Source organism: Armatimonadota bacterium (assembly GCA_035527535.1).
Taxonomy (GTDB): domain Bacteria; phylum Armatimonadota; class Hebobacteria.
This window is the reverse complement of record DATLAK010000138.1, coordinates 1-13729: the sequence shown is the minus strand read 5'-3', so window position 1 is coordinate 13729 and position 13729 is coordinate 1. Positions and strand designations below refer to the sequence as shown.

12 protein-coding genes are annotated in these 13729 nt (G+C 68.7%); 8 read left to right on the top strand and 4 right to left on the bottom strand.

What is annotated here, in order from left to right:
* Positions 1 to 102: 102 nt before the first annotated feature.
* From VM221_09735 to VM221_09710, 6 genes are all read left to right on the top strand, one after another.
* Positions 103 to 828, top strand: coding sequence for a 16S rRNA (uracil(1498)-N(3))-methyltransferase (locus VM221_09735; protein ID HUT75095.1), 726 nt, complete (start codon positions 103 to 105; stop codon positions 826 to 828).
* A 137-nt stretch (positions 829 to 965) separates the two neighbouring features.
* On the top strand, positions 966 to 1427 hold the full coding sequence (nifU, locus tag VM221_09730) for a Fe-S cluster assembly scaffold protein NifU (GenBank protein ID HUT75094.1): 462 nt from the start codon (positions 966 to 968) through the stop codon (positions 1425 to 1427).
* A 30-nt stretch (positions 1428 to 1457) separates the two neighbouring features.
* Positions 1458 to 1901 (top strand): Rrf2 family transcriptional regulator, encoded by a 444-nt coding sequence (locus VM221_09725; GenBank protein HUT75093.1) that lies wholly within the window; start codon positions 1458 to 1460, stop codon positions 1899 to 1901.
* 93 nt (positions 1902 to 1994) lie between these two features.
* Complete coding sequence (queD, locus tag VM221_09720) at positions 1995 to 2927, top strand: 6-carboxytetrahydropterin synthase QueD (GenBank protein ID HUT75092.1); 933 nt, start codon at positions 1995 to 1997, stop codon at positions 2925 to 2927.
* Between the two features lie 7 nt (positions 2928 to 2934).
* Entirely contained in the window at positions 2935 to 3633 is a 699-nt protein-coding gene (gene queC / locus VM221_09715) for a 7-cyano-7-deazaguanine synthase QueC (GenBank protein HUT75091.1), read from the top strand.
* 158 nt (positions 3634 to 3791) lie between these two features.
* On the top strand, positions 3792 to 4835 hold the full coding sequence (locus VM221_09710) for a Gfo/Idh/MocA family oxidoreductase (protein ID HUT75090.1): 1044 nt from the start codon (positions 3792 to 3794) through the stop codon (positions 4833 to 4835).
* Here the strand turns inward: VM221_09710 and VM221_09705 are convergent.
* Together VM221_09705 and pcrA are read right to left on the bottom strand one after the other, a co-directional pair.
* On the bottom strand, positions 4810 to 5922 hold the full coding sequence (locus tag VM221_09705) for a hypothetical protein (GenBank protein HUT75089.1): 1113 nt from the start codon (positions 5920 to 5922) through the stop codon (positions 4810 to 4812). The genes VM221_09710 and VM221_09705 overlap by 26 nt on opposite strands.
* A 3-nt stretch (positions 5923 to 5925) precedes the next feature.
* Positions 5926 to 8091 (bottom strand): DNA helicase PcrA, encoded by a 2166-nt coding sequence (pcrA, locus tag VM221_09700; GenBank protein HUT75088.1) that lies wholly within the window; start codon positions 8089 to 8091, stop codon positions 5926 to 5928.
* A 185-nt stretch (positions 8092 to 8276) separates the two neighbouring features.
* Here pcrA and VM221_09695 point away from each other — a divergent pair, with 185 nt between their 5' ends.
* Positions 8277 to 10094: a hypothetical protein gene (locus tag VM221_09695; protein HUT75087.1), complete on the top strand. Its 1818-nt coding sequence runs from the start codon at positions 8277 to 8279 to the stop codon at positions 10092 to 10094.
* A gap of 87 nt (positions 10095 to 10181) precedes the next feature.
* On the opposite strand, the gene VM221_09690 is transcribed toward VM221_09695, so the two are convergent.
* Both VM221_09690 and VM221_09685 read right to left on the bottom strand, forming a co-directional pair.
* A complete protein-coding gene (locus VM221_09690) occupies positions 10182 to 10469 on the bottom strand; it encodes a transcriptional regulator (GenBank protein ID HUT75086.1) in 288 nt (95 codons plus the stop codon).
* On the bottom strand, positions 10456 to 11379 hold the full coding sequence (locus VM221_09685; GenBank protein ID HUT75085.1) for a hypothetical protein: 924 nt from the start codon (positions 11377 to 11379) through the stop codon (positions 10456 to 10458). The genes VM221_09690 and VM221_09685 overlap by 14 nt, the downstream gene beginning before the upstream one ends.
* A gap of 712 nt (positions 11380 to 12091) precedes the next feature.
* On the opposite strand from VM221_09685, the gene ligA reads away from it, so the two are divergent.
* Positions 12092 to 13729 (top strand): NAD-dependent DNA ligase LigA (gene ligA, locus VM221_09680; GenBank protein ID HUT75084.1); only part of this gene is annotated, 1638 nt, incomplete at its 3' end.

Genomic DNA, 13729 nt, shown 5'->3' with positions numbered 1-13729 from the left:
ACGGCGACGCGGTGCGCGCGGCCGCCGGGGCCGCCGGCTTGTCGCTGCGGGAGCGGCGGCGGGAGGGGGAGTGGCTGACAATGATATGGGGGCCCGCGGGCGATGCGTCGGCTGCTGGTTGACACTATCGGGGGCGAGATCGTCGTCCTCACCGGAGAGCAGCACCACCGGGCCACCCGCGTGCTGCGGCTGGGGCGCGGCGACCGTTTGCACCTGTTCGACGGCCGCGGCCATGAGTATGAGGCGGTGATCGAGGCCACCGACGCGGAGCGGACGACGCTGCGCCTGGAACGCCGGGTGGAGCCGGTGCCCGAACCGGCGATCGGGATTACCCTTTTCCAGTCCATCCCACGCGGCGACGCGATGGAGCGCGTGATCCAGAAGGGCGTCGAGATCGGCGTCGCCGAGATCGTGCCCCTCATCACGCGCCGCACCGTCGCCCGCCCCCGCGACGAAGGCGCGAAGCTCGCGCGGTGGCGCAAGATCGCGCTCCACGCGGTGGAGCAGTCGGGGAGAACGCGCCTGGTGCCGTTGGGCGATCCCGTCTCGGTAGATGCGATCATCGAGCGTCTCGCGTCGTGCGACCTCGCCCTGCTCCCGCACCATGGAGCCACCGCCCCTCTCCGCGCGGTGTTGAGCCGCGTGGAGCGGCCGCACTCGCCGTCGGTGCTGGTGGGCCCCGAGGGGGGATTCGCGTCCGACGAGGTCGAGCGGCTAGCCGCCGCCGGTGCGCACCCGGTATCGCTGGGCCCGCGCGTCCTACGATCCGAGACCGCGGGGCTGATCGCGGCGGCCCTGGTGCTGTACCATTTCGGGGAGCTGGGATAGGCGGCGCACATGTTCAATCGGGGCGACCTGGGCGGGGTTGACCATCCGCGCGGTGCGTAGTACACTAAGCTTAGTAAGATGCTCAACTTCAATCCGGCGCTGACGGATTCCGCGCTGCTTGCGCCGTGGAGGTCTTCATGCAGTACAGCACCAAGGTGATGGAGCACTTCGCCAATCCGCACAATGTGGGCGAGATCCCCGACGCTGACGGCATCGGCGACGTCGGCAACCCCGTCTGCGGGGACATCATGCGCATGTACATCAAGGTCGAGGACGGGCGCATCACCGATGCCAAGTTTAAGACCTTCGGCTGCGGCGCGGCCATCGCCACCAGCAGCATGGCGACCGATCTGGTCAAGGGCAAGACCATCGAGGATGCGCTGGCGGTCACCAACAAGGCGGTGGCCGAGGCGCTGGGCGGGCTGCCGCCGGTGAAGATGCACTGCTCGGTGCTCGCCGAAGAGGCTTTGCGTAAAGCGATTGACGACTACCTGCGCAAGACTGCCGGCAAGGGCCTGGAGGTCGAGGCGCACGAGGAGCTGGTGGCCGACCACGCGCACGCCGAGGCGTGCGACGCCCCGGGGGAAAGCACCGGGTAGAAGCAGTGGTGGAGCTGACCGGAAGGTGCGATGGAGCTTTCCGCCAAAGTCGAATACGGCGTACGCGCTATGCTCGACCTGGGACTGCACGGCGGGCGCAGCACGTTTGAGGAGATCGCCACCCGCCAGAGCATCCCGCCCGGCTTCATGCCCCAGATCATGTGCGATCTGAGCAAGGCGGGGCTGGTCGTGACCGCGCGCGGGCATGGCGGCGGGGTCGAGCTTGCGGGCGATGCGGCAGCCATTACCGTGCGCGCGATCGTAGAAGCGCTGCAGGGCCCGCTGGCGATCTTTCGCTGCCTCCATGCACCCGATCGCTGCCCTGGTCATGACAACTGCGTGGTGCAAGAGATGTGGTCCGAGGCGCGGCAGGAGATGGCGGGCGTGCTGGAGCGCACGACGCTGGGCAAGCTGGTGACCCGCGCCCGCCGCCAGCCGCAGGCGCTGCCGCTGGCCGCCCGCGGAGAGCGATGAGACCGTAGGGCATGAAGGTCATTCTAGACGAGCATGGCGCGTGGCGCCAGAATGACATGCCGCGGTTCCGGCCGCGGCGTGGAGGTGGCGACTTTGTCCGACGGTGATCTCTGGCAGCGATTCACCGACCCCGCGACCCGCGTGCTGCAGTATGCGCAGGATGAGGCGCGCAAGCTCGGCGCCAGCACTGTCGGCACCGAGCACGTGCTGCTAGGCCTGCTGCGGGAGGGCGACGGTATCGCCGCCCGCGTCCTGGAGCGGCTGGGGATCAGCCTGGGGCGGGTGCGCAGCGAGATCCATCGCCAACTGGGGCCGATTGACAATCGCATCAGCACCGAGGCGCCGATCAACTGGAGCCCCAAGGCGAAGCGCGTGCTCGAGCTTGCCCTGGAGGAGGCAAACGAGCTCAACCCTCGCCTCGGCCTGCCCAGCTACATAGACACCGAACACATCTTGCTCGGGCTCATCCGCGAGGGCGAGGGCCAGGCGGCGGGCGTCCTGCGCTCGATGGGCGTTGACCTCGACCGCGTGCGCAAGGAAGTGGTCAATCACCTCGGAGGAACCCCGGCGCTCGGGCAGGCTCGCCCGCGACCACGTCCTGCGCCAGCATTGTCAGGAGCACTCCCCATTTACGAGCTCACCGTCGAGGCCGAGTTCTCGGCCGCCCACTCGCTGGAGCGCTACGACGGGCCGTGCGCCGATCTGCACGGCCACAACTATCGCGTGGTCATCCAGCTCGCGGGCGAGGAGCTAGACCACCGCGGCATGCTGCTGGATTTCCGCGAGATCAAGCACATTTGCGATTCCTTCGTCAATGAACTCGACCACAAACACCTCAACCAGCTCCCCCCGTTCGCGCAGCAGAACCCGACCAGCGAGAACATCGCGCGCCACATCTTCCACCACGTCGCGGGCGCAATCTCGGAGCTGCCGGCCCTGGGCGACCGCCGGGTGTGGCCGGTGCGGGCTACCGTCTATGAGAGCGCGAAATCGGCCGCCAGCTATGGCGAGCCGTCCCAGCGGTGACGCGGCGATGGCGCGCCCGCGCAGCATAGTCCTGCTGTCCGCCGGCCTCGATTCCGCCGTCAACCTCCAGCGCGCGCACGACGAAACCCACGTCGTCCGCGCCCTCACCTTCGATTACGGCCAACTGGCGGCGGCGCCAGAGATCGCGGCCGCGCACGCGATGTGCAAGCGCCTGCGGGTGCGCAGCCTGGTCGTGCGTCTGCCGTGGCTGAAGCGGATCAGCAAGTCCGCGCTCACCGCTGACGAAGATGCGCTTCCCCAGCCGCGCCAAGGTGGCCTCGATTCCGCGGCGGCCCAGGAAACGGCGCGCGCGGTGTGGGTGCCCAACCGCAACGGCGTCTTCATCGCCATCGCCGCCGGCTTCGCCGAGGCGTTGGACTGCGACCTCATCGTCGCCGGCTTCAACGCCGAGGAGGCGGCGACATTCCCGGATAACAGCTCCCAGTTCGTCCGTGCCGCCAACCGCTGCCTGCGCCTCTCAACCTTGCGCCATCCGCAGGTGCTGAGCTACACGCAGCATCTGGACAAGGTCGCCATCGTGCGCCTTGGCCGCGAGATCGGCGCGCCCCTCGACCTGGTGTGGAGCTGCTACCGCGGCGGCGGGGAGCACTGCTGGCGGTGCGAATCCTGTCTGCGCCTCAAGCGCGCGCTCGCGGCTGCCGATGCGTGGTCGTGGTTCCGGCGCTGCTGGGTAGGTCGGGATTAGCGGGCCGCGCGCGCAGTCTGCGAACCGCGCGACGCGCTGCCATCACCCCAAGCCGCCCCTGCTTTGTCCGTAAGCGCATCGGCACAGGGGCGGATGGCACGAAGAGGTCTCGCCTGCTGCCGGTCGAATAGGCCGACAATTCGGGCCGGGAGGCAAACGTGGAGAAGCTAAGAATCGGGCTGATCGGTTCGGGGCCGATGGGGGCGGGGTTGGCGCGCACCTGCATGGAGCTGGACCGCGCGGAGGTGGTGGCGGTATCAGACGTCAACCGTGAGACCGCCCAGGCGCTGGGCCGGCAGCTTGGGGTCGAGGCGTACGGCGACAACGGGCGCAAGCTGCTGCGGCGCCAGGACATCGCAGCCGTTATCATCGCCAGCCCGCCGTTGGCGCACCGCAGGGCGGTCGAACGCGCCGCCCGCGCGGGCAAGGACATCTTCTGCGAGAAGCCGATAGCGACCAACGTCTCCGACTGCGACGCGATGATCGCCGCGGTCGAGCGCGCGGGGGTGAAGCTACAGGTGGGGCAGGTGCTGCGCTACCTGCCGCTGCAGGCCACGGCGATCGAGCTCGTGCGCTCGGGCAAGTACGGCGAACCGATCGCGGTCAGCATCACCCGCGTCGGCGGCGGTTATGGCAAACCGGCGGACGATTGGCGCAACAGCCACCGCAAGTCCGGCGGGCTGCTGATGGAGATCAACACCCACGAGCTCGACCTCATGCGCCAGTTCTGCGGCGACGCGGTCAGCGTCTGCGCCCGCGCCCACCGCTATCTGGACGAGCGCATGCGCAGCCCGGACCAGATCTTCATGGTGGTGGAGTTCACGGGCGGCGCCATGGGGCACCTGCATTCCAGCGCCGCCTCCGCCATGACCGAAGTGACCTGCAAGGTGTTGTGCCGCGGCGGGACCGTGTTCTACCAGCGCGGGCCGGGCCAGCCCGGTACGGTGTGGCATGCGGCGTTCGGCCAGGAGCCGGTCGCCATCCCGGAAAGCGAGATCGAGGTCGAAAATGGGCTGAGGCGCGAGCTGCGCGAGTGGGTGGAGGCGGTGCTGGATGACCAGCCCGTGACCATCCCGGGCATTGACGGCCGCAAGGCGGTGGAGCTGGCCGAGGCCGCCTATCATTCCGCCCGCAAGGGCAAGCCGGTGCGGCTGCCGCTGAAGCGCTCCACCGGCATCATGTCCCGCGAGTGGGAGAATTAGACACCGGCCTTGCTGCGTGGCCATCGCCATCACCGTCGAGGAGAACACCCACGGCCCCGGAGGTAAGCCACCCGTCGCGCCGCCGGGGTATGGTCGCGCGTCGGTCATCCCCCAGGCGGCGGCGTCGGTAGCCCTCGATCTCGCGCGCCCGCTCGATTTCCTCGGGGGTGAGGCGCTCCGCGTCGTCGTCGCGGCGGTCCCCGCGGCGCCGCCGCCACATGCGCAAGCCGGCGACGATGCAGAGCACCGCTGCGGCGCTGAACAACGCAAGCTCGGGGCTGATCCGGCCCCACCGCGGCGACTGCTGCCGGCCGCGGTTGGCGGCCAGCCACCGCCGGTAGAGCTGCCCCTCGGTCAGCCCCACGGTCTGCCGCAGCGCCGCGTCGAAATCGCGCGACCGCCGCATCGCATCGAGCAGCCGCGCGATGGTCTCGGTGCCCGCGGCCCGCGTCAGGTATTCGACCATCGCCGCGCTTTGCAGGTACGCGGCGCGCAGGTCGCTGTCGCCGCCGCTGCCGCCGAAGGCGGCATCGAGCCCAGGGGGAGTGAGCGCTCGCCCGGCTTGCACCAGGTCCCGCACCTCGGCCTCATCGTCAGGCGTCCAGCGCTGCGACACCCACGTCGCCACCCCCTCGTTGAACCATAGTGGGCATCGCTCCAGGCGGCTGCGCAGCGCCCGCGCCACCACTACGTGCGCGAACTCGTGCGCGACCACCTGATAGAGGTCGTCCTGCGACCGCCACAGGTCTATGCGCACCAGGTTGCTGGGGGTGGTGACGGTGCCGATGGCGTGCGGCGGCGCGCCCTCGCCGACGAAGCCCGCGGGCCGACCATAAGCGAGGATGACGACGGGTTGAGCCGGCGCGTGCCCCAGGTTCGCGGTCACCCGCTCGAACGCGCGCTCGGCGAGCTTGCCGACCTGCTGCGCCTGTCGCGGCGTGGCGCCCGCCTGGGCGTAGATGAGGAAGTGTTTCGTGGTGTCAGTGGGCCGGTCGGATGACACGGGTGCGGGGGACCGCGCCGCCGCTAGCGCGGCCGCGGACAGCAGCATCGCCCCGGCGGCGACCGTCACCACACCCAGGCGCATGGTTCACCCCAGCTTCTGCAGCGGCGCATAACGCAGGTCGAGCTTCTTGACCCCGCGCTTGGGGAAGGCTACCGTCACCCGGTGGCCGTCGCCCTTGGGGTCGAGGCTGACGACCATGCCCTCGCCGAACTCCCCATGGCGCACGCGGTCGCCCGGTTTGAAGGGCGCGTCCGCGCCGGCATGCGCGGCGACGATGCGGCGCGCCGCTTGGGCGGCGGCGCCGTCCGCCTGCGCCCAGGTGACCGCCCGCGGGCGCGACGGGAGGCCGCGGGCGACCAGGTGCTCCGGCAGGTCGTTGAGGAACTGCGAGGGCGCCGTCGCCCGCCCCGCGCCGTGCATGAAGCGGTAATTCGCCAGCGTCAGATACAACCGCTCCTGCGCGCGCGTCATGCCCACGTAGCACAGGCGGCGCTCCTCCTCCAGCTCGTTGGCATCATCGCTGGCGAGGGCGCGCGACAGCGGAAACAGGCCCTGCTCCATGCCCACCATGAACACCACCGGGAACTCCAGGCCCTTGGCGGTGTGCAGGGTCATCATGGGCACCGCGTCCAGCTCGCCCTGCAGTTCGTCCTGCTGGGTGAGCAGCGCCACCTGCTCCAGGAACCCGGCGGCGCCGGCGTGCTCATCCTGCGCCTCGTACTCGCGGGTCGCGTTGAGCAGCTCCTCGACGTTCTCGACCCGCGCGCGGGCCTTGATCGTGCCCTCCTCCTTCAACCACTCCACGTAGCCCGTGCGCTTGATGATCTCGGCGGCGAGGTCGGTCAGCGACGCGGAGGCGGCGCGACCCATCAGCTCCACCATCAACCGCGCGAAGGCGGTGACCGACTGCGCGGAGCGCTTCGGCAGGTCGAGGTCGTGGGCGTCGAGCGCCACCTGCAGCAGGCTCACACCGCGCTCGCGGGCGACGTCCTCAAGCTGGCGGAGCGTGACATCGCCAATCCCCCGCGGCGGCAGGTTGATGATGCGCCGCAGGCTGATGGCGTCGAACGGGTTGACCACGACGCGCAGGTAGGACAGGAGATCCTTGATCTCCTTGCGCTCGTAGAAGCGCAGGCCGCCGATGATGCGGTAGGGAATGCCGACGCTGGTGAAGACCTGCTCCAGCACGCGCGACAGGGCGTTGATGCGGTAGAGGATGGCGAAGTCGGCGTAACGGCGGCGCTCGGCGTCCACCAGCTCCTGGATGGTGTTGGCGACGAAGACGGCCTCCTGGTGCTCGTCGGCCGCCTGGTGGACGGCGATGGTGTGGCCGGCGGACTTGCTCGTCCACAGGCGCTTCTCCTTGCGCGCCTGGTTGCGCGAGATGACGTGGTAGGCGCCATCGAGGATGTTCTGGGTCGAGCGGTAGTTCTGCTCCAGCTTGACCACCTTGGCGTCGGGGTAGTCGCGCTCGAACTCGAGGATGATCCGCATGTCGGCGCCGCGCCAGCGGTAGATGGACTGGTCGTCATCCCCGACCACGGTGAGATTGCGGTGCCTCGCGGCGAGCATGCTCACCAGGCGGAACTGGGCGTAGTTGATGTCCTGGTATTCGTCCACCAGCACATGCTGAAACTTGCCCTGATAGTCCGCGAGCACCTCGGGGTGTCGCTCGAACAGGCGTACCGTGAACATGATGAGGTCGTCGAAATCGAGGGCGTTGTTCTCCGCCAGCCGCTGCTGGTAAAGGGTGTAGGCGCGGGCGACGGTGCGCTGGTAAACGGAGGTGGCGGTGCGCTCGTACTCGCGGGCGCCGATGAGCTCGTTCTTGCCGCGGCTGATGGCGTTGAGCACGCGCCCCGGCGGCATGATCTCGACGTTGATCGCGAGCGCCTTGAGCACCTCCTTCATCAGCGTCGCCTGATCGGCTTCATCGAAAATGACGAAATTGGCGCTGCGGTCGAGTTGGTCTATGTGGTCGCGCAGGATGCGCCCGCAGACGCTGTGGAAGGTGCCGACCCACATCTCCCGACCGACGCGCCCGATGAGGCGCGCAATGCGCTCGCGCATCTCCCCCGCGGCCTTGTTGGTGAAGGTGACGGCGAGGATGCGATCGGGCCGCACGTCACGGCAGCGGATGAGGTGGGCCAGGCGGTGGGTGAGGACGCGCGTCTTCCCGCTGCCGGCGCCGGCGAAGATAAGCAGCGGCCCCTCGCCGTGCTCCACCGCCTCGCGCTGCCGGTCATTCAAGGCCGACAAGATCTTCGACTGGGGGGTTGCTCGTACCACGGGCAATAAGGAGAAGCCGTCGCTGCGACCTACAGCCTGAGTCTAACAGAAAAGTATGAGGCCGTCAAAAGAAACCGCGCGCCGACGGCGAAGAAGAGAACTACGGCCACATGGGTGGCCGCAGTGCACTGGGATTGGAGTTGCGCGTGAGAAGTGTGTTCAGGCGAGTATCCGCGGCGATGGCGCTGGCACTGCTGGCGGCCGCAGGCGCGGCCGGCCAGCCCGCCTCCGGCATCAGCACCCTCAGCTTCAGTTGGGAGATGCTGCCGGGGCCGTCGCCCGCCGCCGCCGTAAACCTCAACGGCGCCCGGTTGATGACCATGCGCGGCGGGGGTTGGGCATCGGTGAACGCGGCCAAGGCAGCCGCGGAAACCCTCCAGGCGGCCGCCATGCAGGGCCTGGGCGCAGGCGCCGTCTATGCCGAGCAGACCAGAGGCGGCTACGCCGTCATCGTGGGTGAACAGCGCCTGGTGCTGGTTGACTCCGCCGTCGCGGCGGCCATGGAGTCGAGCCGGCAGGCGCTGGCCGAGCAATGGGCACAGCGCGTGCGGGCGGTGTTGGCCGGGCCGTACCTGTCGGCGGCGGCGGCCGAGCAGGTGGTGCCGGTAGGGGAGCGGCGCGCGGTGGCGGTGCGCGGCGTATGGCAGCAACTGCGGGTGATCGCGGACGGGCGGACTGCGCAGGCCGATTATGACCCGGCGGCGCGAGCGGTGTCGTTGTTGGGGCTGGCCCCCGGTGAGGTCTCGGTGGTGCTCGATGCCGGGGCGGCGCAGTTGATCCTGCGCGTGCAGGTGATGAAATACGCGGGCCGCGTCGCCCCGACCGCGCAGGCGGTGGTGACCGGGCGGCTGGCGCCGCAGTGGGTCATGAAAAGGGCGGCATCGGCGGCGATCTACCAGTCCATCATCCCCGAGCCGGGAGCCTGGGCGAACATCAGCGACGTCAGCGCCGACCGACCATCCCTCGCGCCCGGCGAGAGCGCGAGCGTGACCGTGGCGGTGACGCTGAGCGGGGCCGGGTATCTGCCGCTGCGAGCGACGCCGCGGGTGCGAGTGGTCAATCAGGACCTACCGTCGGCGGAGGCGAGCGTGCTGATGGTGAGCAATCGCCCGGAGCGCCTGCCGTCACCCGGGCTGTGGTACGAGGGCCGGGTGCCCGCCGGGCACCCGGCGCGGCTGCTCTATCACCACGTCAACGCCACCAGCGCCGGCGCCGAGCTGGCGGTGGAGCTGGTCAATACGACCGAGCGCCCCTTGCGGGTGCAGATCGTGGAGGCCAGCGGCGGCCCCAGCAACGACGAGATCTTCGTCGGGCATCGGGCGGCGCGCGACTTCCTGGCGCGCCAGCATGATGACGTGGGCTACGTCGTGACCCTGCCCGAGGGGGCAGCCTACACCGTGAGCGCGACCCCGATCAAGCCGGGGCAGGTGGTCAGCGGCCTGGCCGAGGTACGCGTGCTCGATGAGGGCGAGCTGCGGTTGCGCGTCCGCCTGCGGCCGCCGAGCGCGGACCTGGTGGCGCCCATAGACGCGCCGCCCGAGCGGGTTTCGCGCTGGGTGTTCAGCGAGCCCCACAAGCGCATCACGGCGACCTATCGCGTCGGGCAGCAATGGGCATTCGCCACCATCGGCAGCCGGCAGGCGATCAGCTCGACCGGGCTGGAGATCCTCGACGGCGACTACGGCGTGTTCTACGACGTGACGTTCGAGGTCGAGAACCCGACCGTCAGCACGGCGCAGGTGGAGCTGGGGCTGATGCCGGGTGGGGGACTGGCGCGCGGGGTGGTGATGATCGCGGGCCGCATCTACGAGACCGGCCTGCTGCGCTACGGTGAAACACAGCGCCTGTACGAGTTCCCGGTGCCCGCCGGCGCGCGGCGCGAGCTGCGGGTGCGCATCATGCCCCAGGCGGGCAGCAACTACCCGGTCAAGCTGGTTCTGCGCCCGCGCGGAGTGTGGGAATAGATGGATGGTGGGCCGCCACATTCGCCTGCCCGAGCGGAGTCCAAGGGGCCGCGGCTTTGGAGATCGGCCACATTCGGCCGCCAATCCTCACGCATCCCCCGCGCGTATGTCGTCCAGCGCCCTCCAGTAGTCGTCCAACGCCTGCCTGCCCTGCTTCGTGATGCGGAACATCGTCTTGGGAATGCGGCCGACGAAGCTCTTAGTCATCGAGACGTAGCCCACATCCTCCAACTTCCGCATGTGCACCGACAGGTTGCCGTTGGTCAGCGCCAGCGCCCGCAGGACGAAGGAGAACTCCGCTTCCTTCAGCGCCGACAACAGGGTCAGCACGCGCAAGCGCACCGGTTCATGCACCAGGCGGTCAATCTGGGGCATCGCGTCCACTCTCCACCGGTTGCTCCATCAGCAGGCTCTGCAAGCGCCGGAACTGCCGCCGGCTGTACAACTCGCATGCCACGATCTGTACTACCGCGAACAGCAGCAAAGGAGCGTATAGTCGCATGACCCATGTGGATGCTTGCCACGGCCCGGCCGCGTGCATGAACGGCTGCGGCAGGCCCGCCGCCACCGCCACTGCGTAGCAGCAGTACAACGCGCGCGCCGGGAGGAGCCATGTGGCAAAATGGAATCCTACGCGCTCATTCCTCGCGTAGCGGGCGACGAGAGGAATCAATACAAACCCGGCGGCAAGCACCAATGGTTGCAGGCGCGCAGGTGATCGGAACAGGAACAGCATCGAGGTGATGATACCCAGCGGGACGACAAGCAATTCGAACGGCGCGTACCACCATCTTGGCTTAGGTAACGTGGGCTCTTCGACCACCACGCCGGCCTCCTGCTGCACTCTCAGGCGCTGCGCTCGGGCGAACCGGTGCCAATCACCTCGCAGCCACATCCGTAATATCCACGCGGCACCCACGAAGATGGCAAGCGCGAGGGCGAAGAGCATCGAGTCCGCCAATGATTGAAAGTGTTCAGATGGCTGCGCCATCAGCCACATCACGCCAACTATGAGCGCCGACGTAACGAGGAATACCGACGGCCAGAACCACCACTTACGGCGAGATGTGAGCGCATCCGACCCCGCGCCCGCGTCTTCCGTCCGCAGGCCCTGCGCGTCGGCGGATCCATACCGACCCTCGCCCACCTGTCTGATAGTCATCCACAGCCATCCCAGCCAGCAGGCGGCCACGGCCACTTCCAGGGCTGACTGCCAGGTCTCGGCGTCGGGCCGGTTCAAGTGGCTGACCGCGATCCCGATCAGGTTGAAGGCCACGACGCCCAAGATCAGAATGTTCCTGCGGCCTCGCAGGAGTTGAGGCCGCCAGCGATTGAAGACATATTGTGTGGCGGCATGACGAATGCGCTCACTGCGGTCCATCCGCTTTCCCTCTGTCACATCGCCCCTCCGCGTCCCGGTATCGTCATAGTGCAAAGTAGTTTACAGCATAGACTCGACCTCTGTCAATACCGACTTTGGCGGGGGTGTGACTCCAACAAGTGGGGATGCGCTCCGCGATGTAGGGGCCGGGCTCTGTCCCGGCCCGCATTTTGGGTTTCCGGGTCGGTCAGGAGACCGACCCCTACGCGGGGAATGCGCAACGATCCCCACCAAGAACAGTCACACCTATTCGGCGAGGGCACCCCGGCTCGGTTTGGGACGGGAGCGCGGCGACCAGGACCAGTGGAGCGTGGCCGCCTCGGCCGCGTCTCCTATTGGACGGCGGCTACACTCAGCCGCCAATCCCTGAACACGGGCGAGGGCCCCGATGGATCGGGACTCGGAAGCGCCCATGCTCCATCGGGGAGTGCCCCGACCGCGTGGCATGGAGCGTGGCCCTTTCGGAGTCCCGATGGCTAGGCCCTTCGGGCCGCCATGGCGGTCCGAAGGGTCGGACTTAGCCACTTGTCGAGGCCTCGGCCCCCAACCTGAGCCCCACGGCTACGTAGGATTCCGGCCCCGGCCGACGAACTATGTGTAGCCGGAGGCCTGAACCGTGCCGGGCAAGCGCAAAGAACAGGACCCCGCCGCGCGCGCGGCCGAGCTGCGCCGCGAGCTGACCTATCACAGCTACCGCTACTACGTCCTCGATCAGCCGGAGATCTCCGACGCCGAGTACGACCGCCGGTTGCGCGAGTTGGAGGAGCTGGAGACCGCGCACCCGGAGCTGATCACGCCCGACTCGCCGACCCAGCGCGTCGGCGCCCAGCCCGCCGAGGAATTCGGTGCGGTCGAGCATCCCACCCCCATGCTCAGCCTCGGCAACGCCTTCAGCGCCGACGAGCTGACCGCCTTCGATGGCCGCGTCAAGCGCATGCTGGAGCTGCCGGAGACGGCTGCGATCGAGTATGTTGCGGAGCTCAAGGTGGACGGACTGGCGGTCAGCCTCACCTACGAGAACGGCGTGCTGGGCGTCGGCGCGACCCGGGGCGACGGCGTGCGCGGCGAGGATATCACCCAGACCTTGCGCACCGTCAGGACCATACCGCTGCGGCTGCTCGACCAAGCATCTCCGCCGGCGCTACTGGAGGTTCGCGGCGAGGTCTATCTCTCGCGCGAGGAGTTTGAGCGCATCAACCGCGAGCGCGAGGCGGCGCGGGAGCCGGCGTTCGCCAATCCCCGCAACGCCGCCGCCGGCTCCGTGCGCCAGCTCGACAGCCGCATCACCGCCAGCCGCAAGCTCGACCTGATCGCCTACGGCCTGGGGGCCGGGAGCAAGCGACTTGACACCCATTCCGAGGGACTGCAGTTTCTGCGCGCCTGCGGATTCCGGGCCAGCCCGGAGGCCGAGGTGTGCAAAGACATCGAGCAGGTCATCGCGTTCTGTGACGCGTGGAGCGACAACCGCCACGACTTGCCCTATGACATTGACGGCGTCGTCGCCAAGGTCAACTCCATCGCGCTGCAGGAGCGCCTGGGCCACGTCGCGCGCAGCCCGCGCTGGGCGATTGCCTACAAGTATGCGCCCGAGCAGGCGACAACGGTCGTGCGCGACATCATCGTCTCCGTCGGGCGCACGGGGGCGATGACGCCGGTGGCGATGATGGATCCGGTTACCATCAGCGGGTCAACGGTCAGTCGGGCCACCCTGCACAACGAGGACGAGGTGCGGCGCAAGGACGTCCGCATCGGCGACACCGTCATCATCCACAAGGCGGGGGAGGTCATCCCCGAGGTGGTATCGGTCGTCACCGCCAAGCGCACCGGCAAGGAGCAAGCGTTCCACATGCCGGCGCGCTGCCCGGTATGCGGCGCCGAGGCCGAGCGCCTGCCAGGCGAAGCGGTGACCCGCTGCACCGGCATCGCCTGTCCCGCGCAGGTCAAGGAACGCATCCTGCACTTCGCCTCGCGCGGCGGCATGGACCTCGAGGGCCTGGGGCCGGCGCTGGTGGAACAGTTGGTCGAGGGCGGCCTCGTTCGCGACCCGGCGGACCTCTACTTCGTGACCGACGAGCAGTTGGTCGGCCTCGAGCGCATGGCGGACAAGTCGGCGGCCAACGTCATCGCCGCCATCGCGGGCAGCAAGCGGCGCCCGCTCGACCGCCTGCTGTACGCCCTGGGGATGCGCCATGTCGGCGGGCATGTCGCCGGCGTCCTGGCGGCCAACTTCGCGCGCCTCGAAGAAATCCAGGGG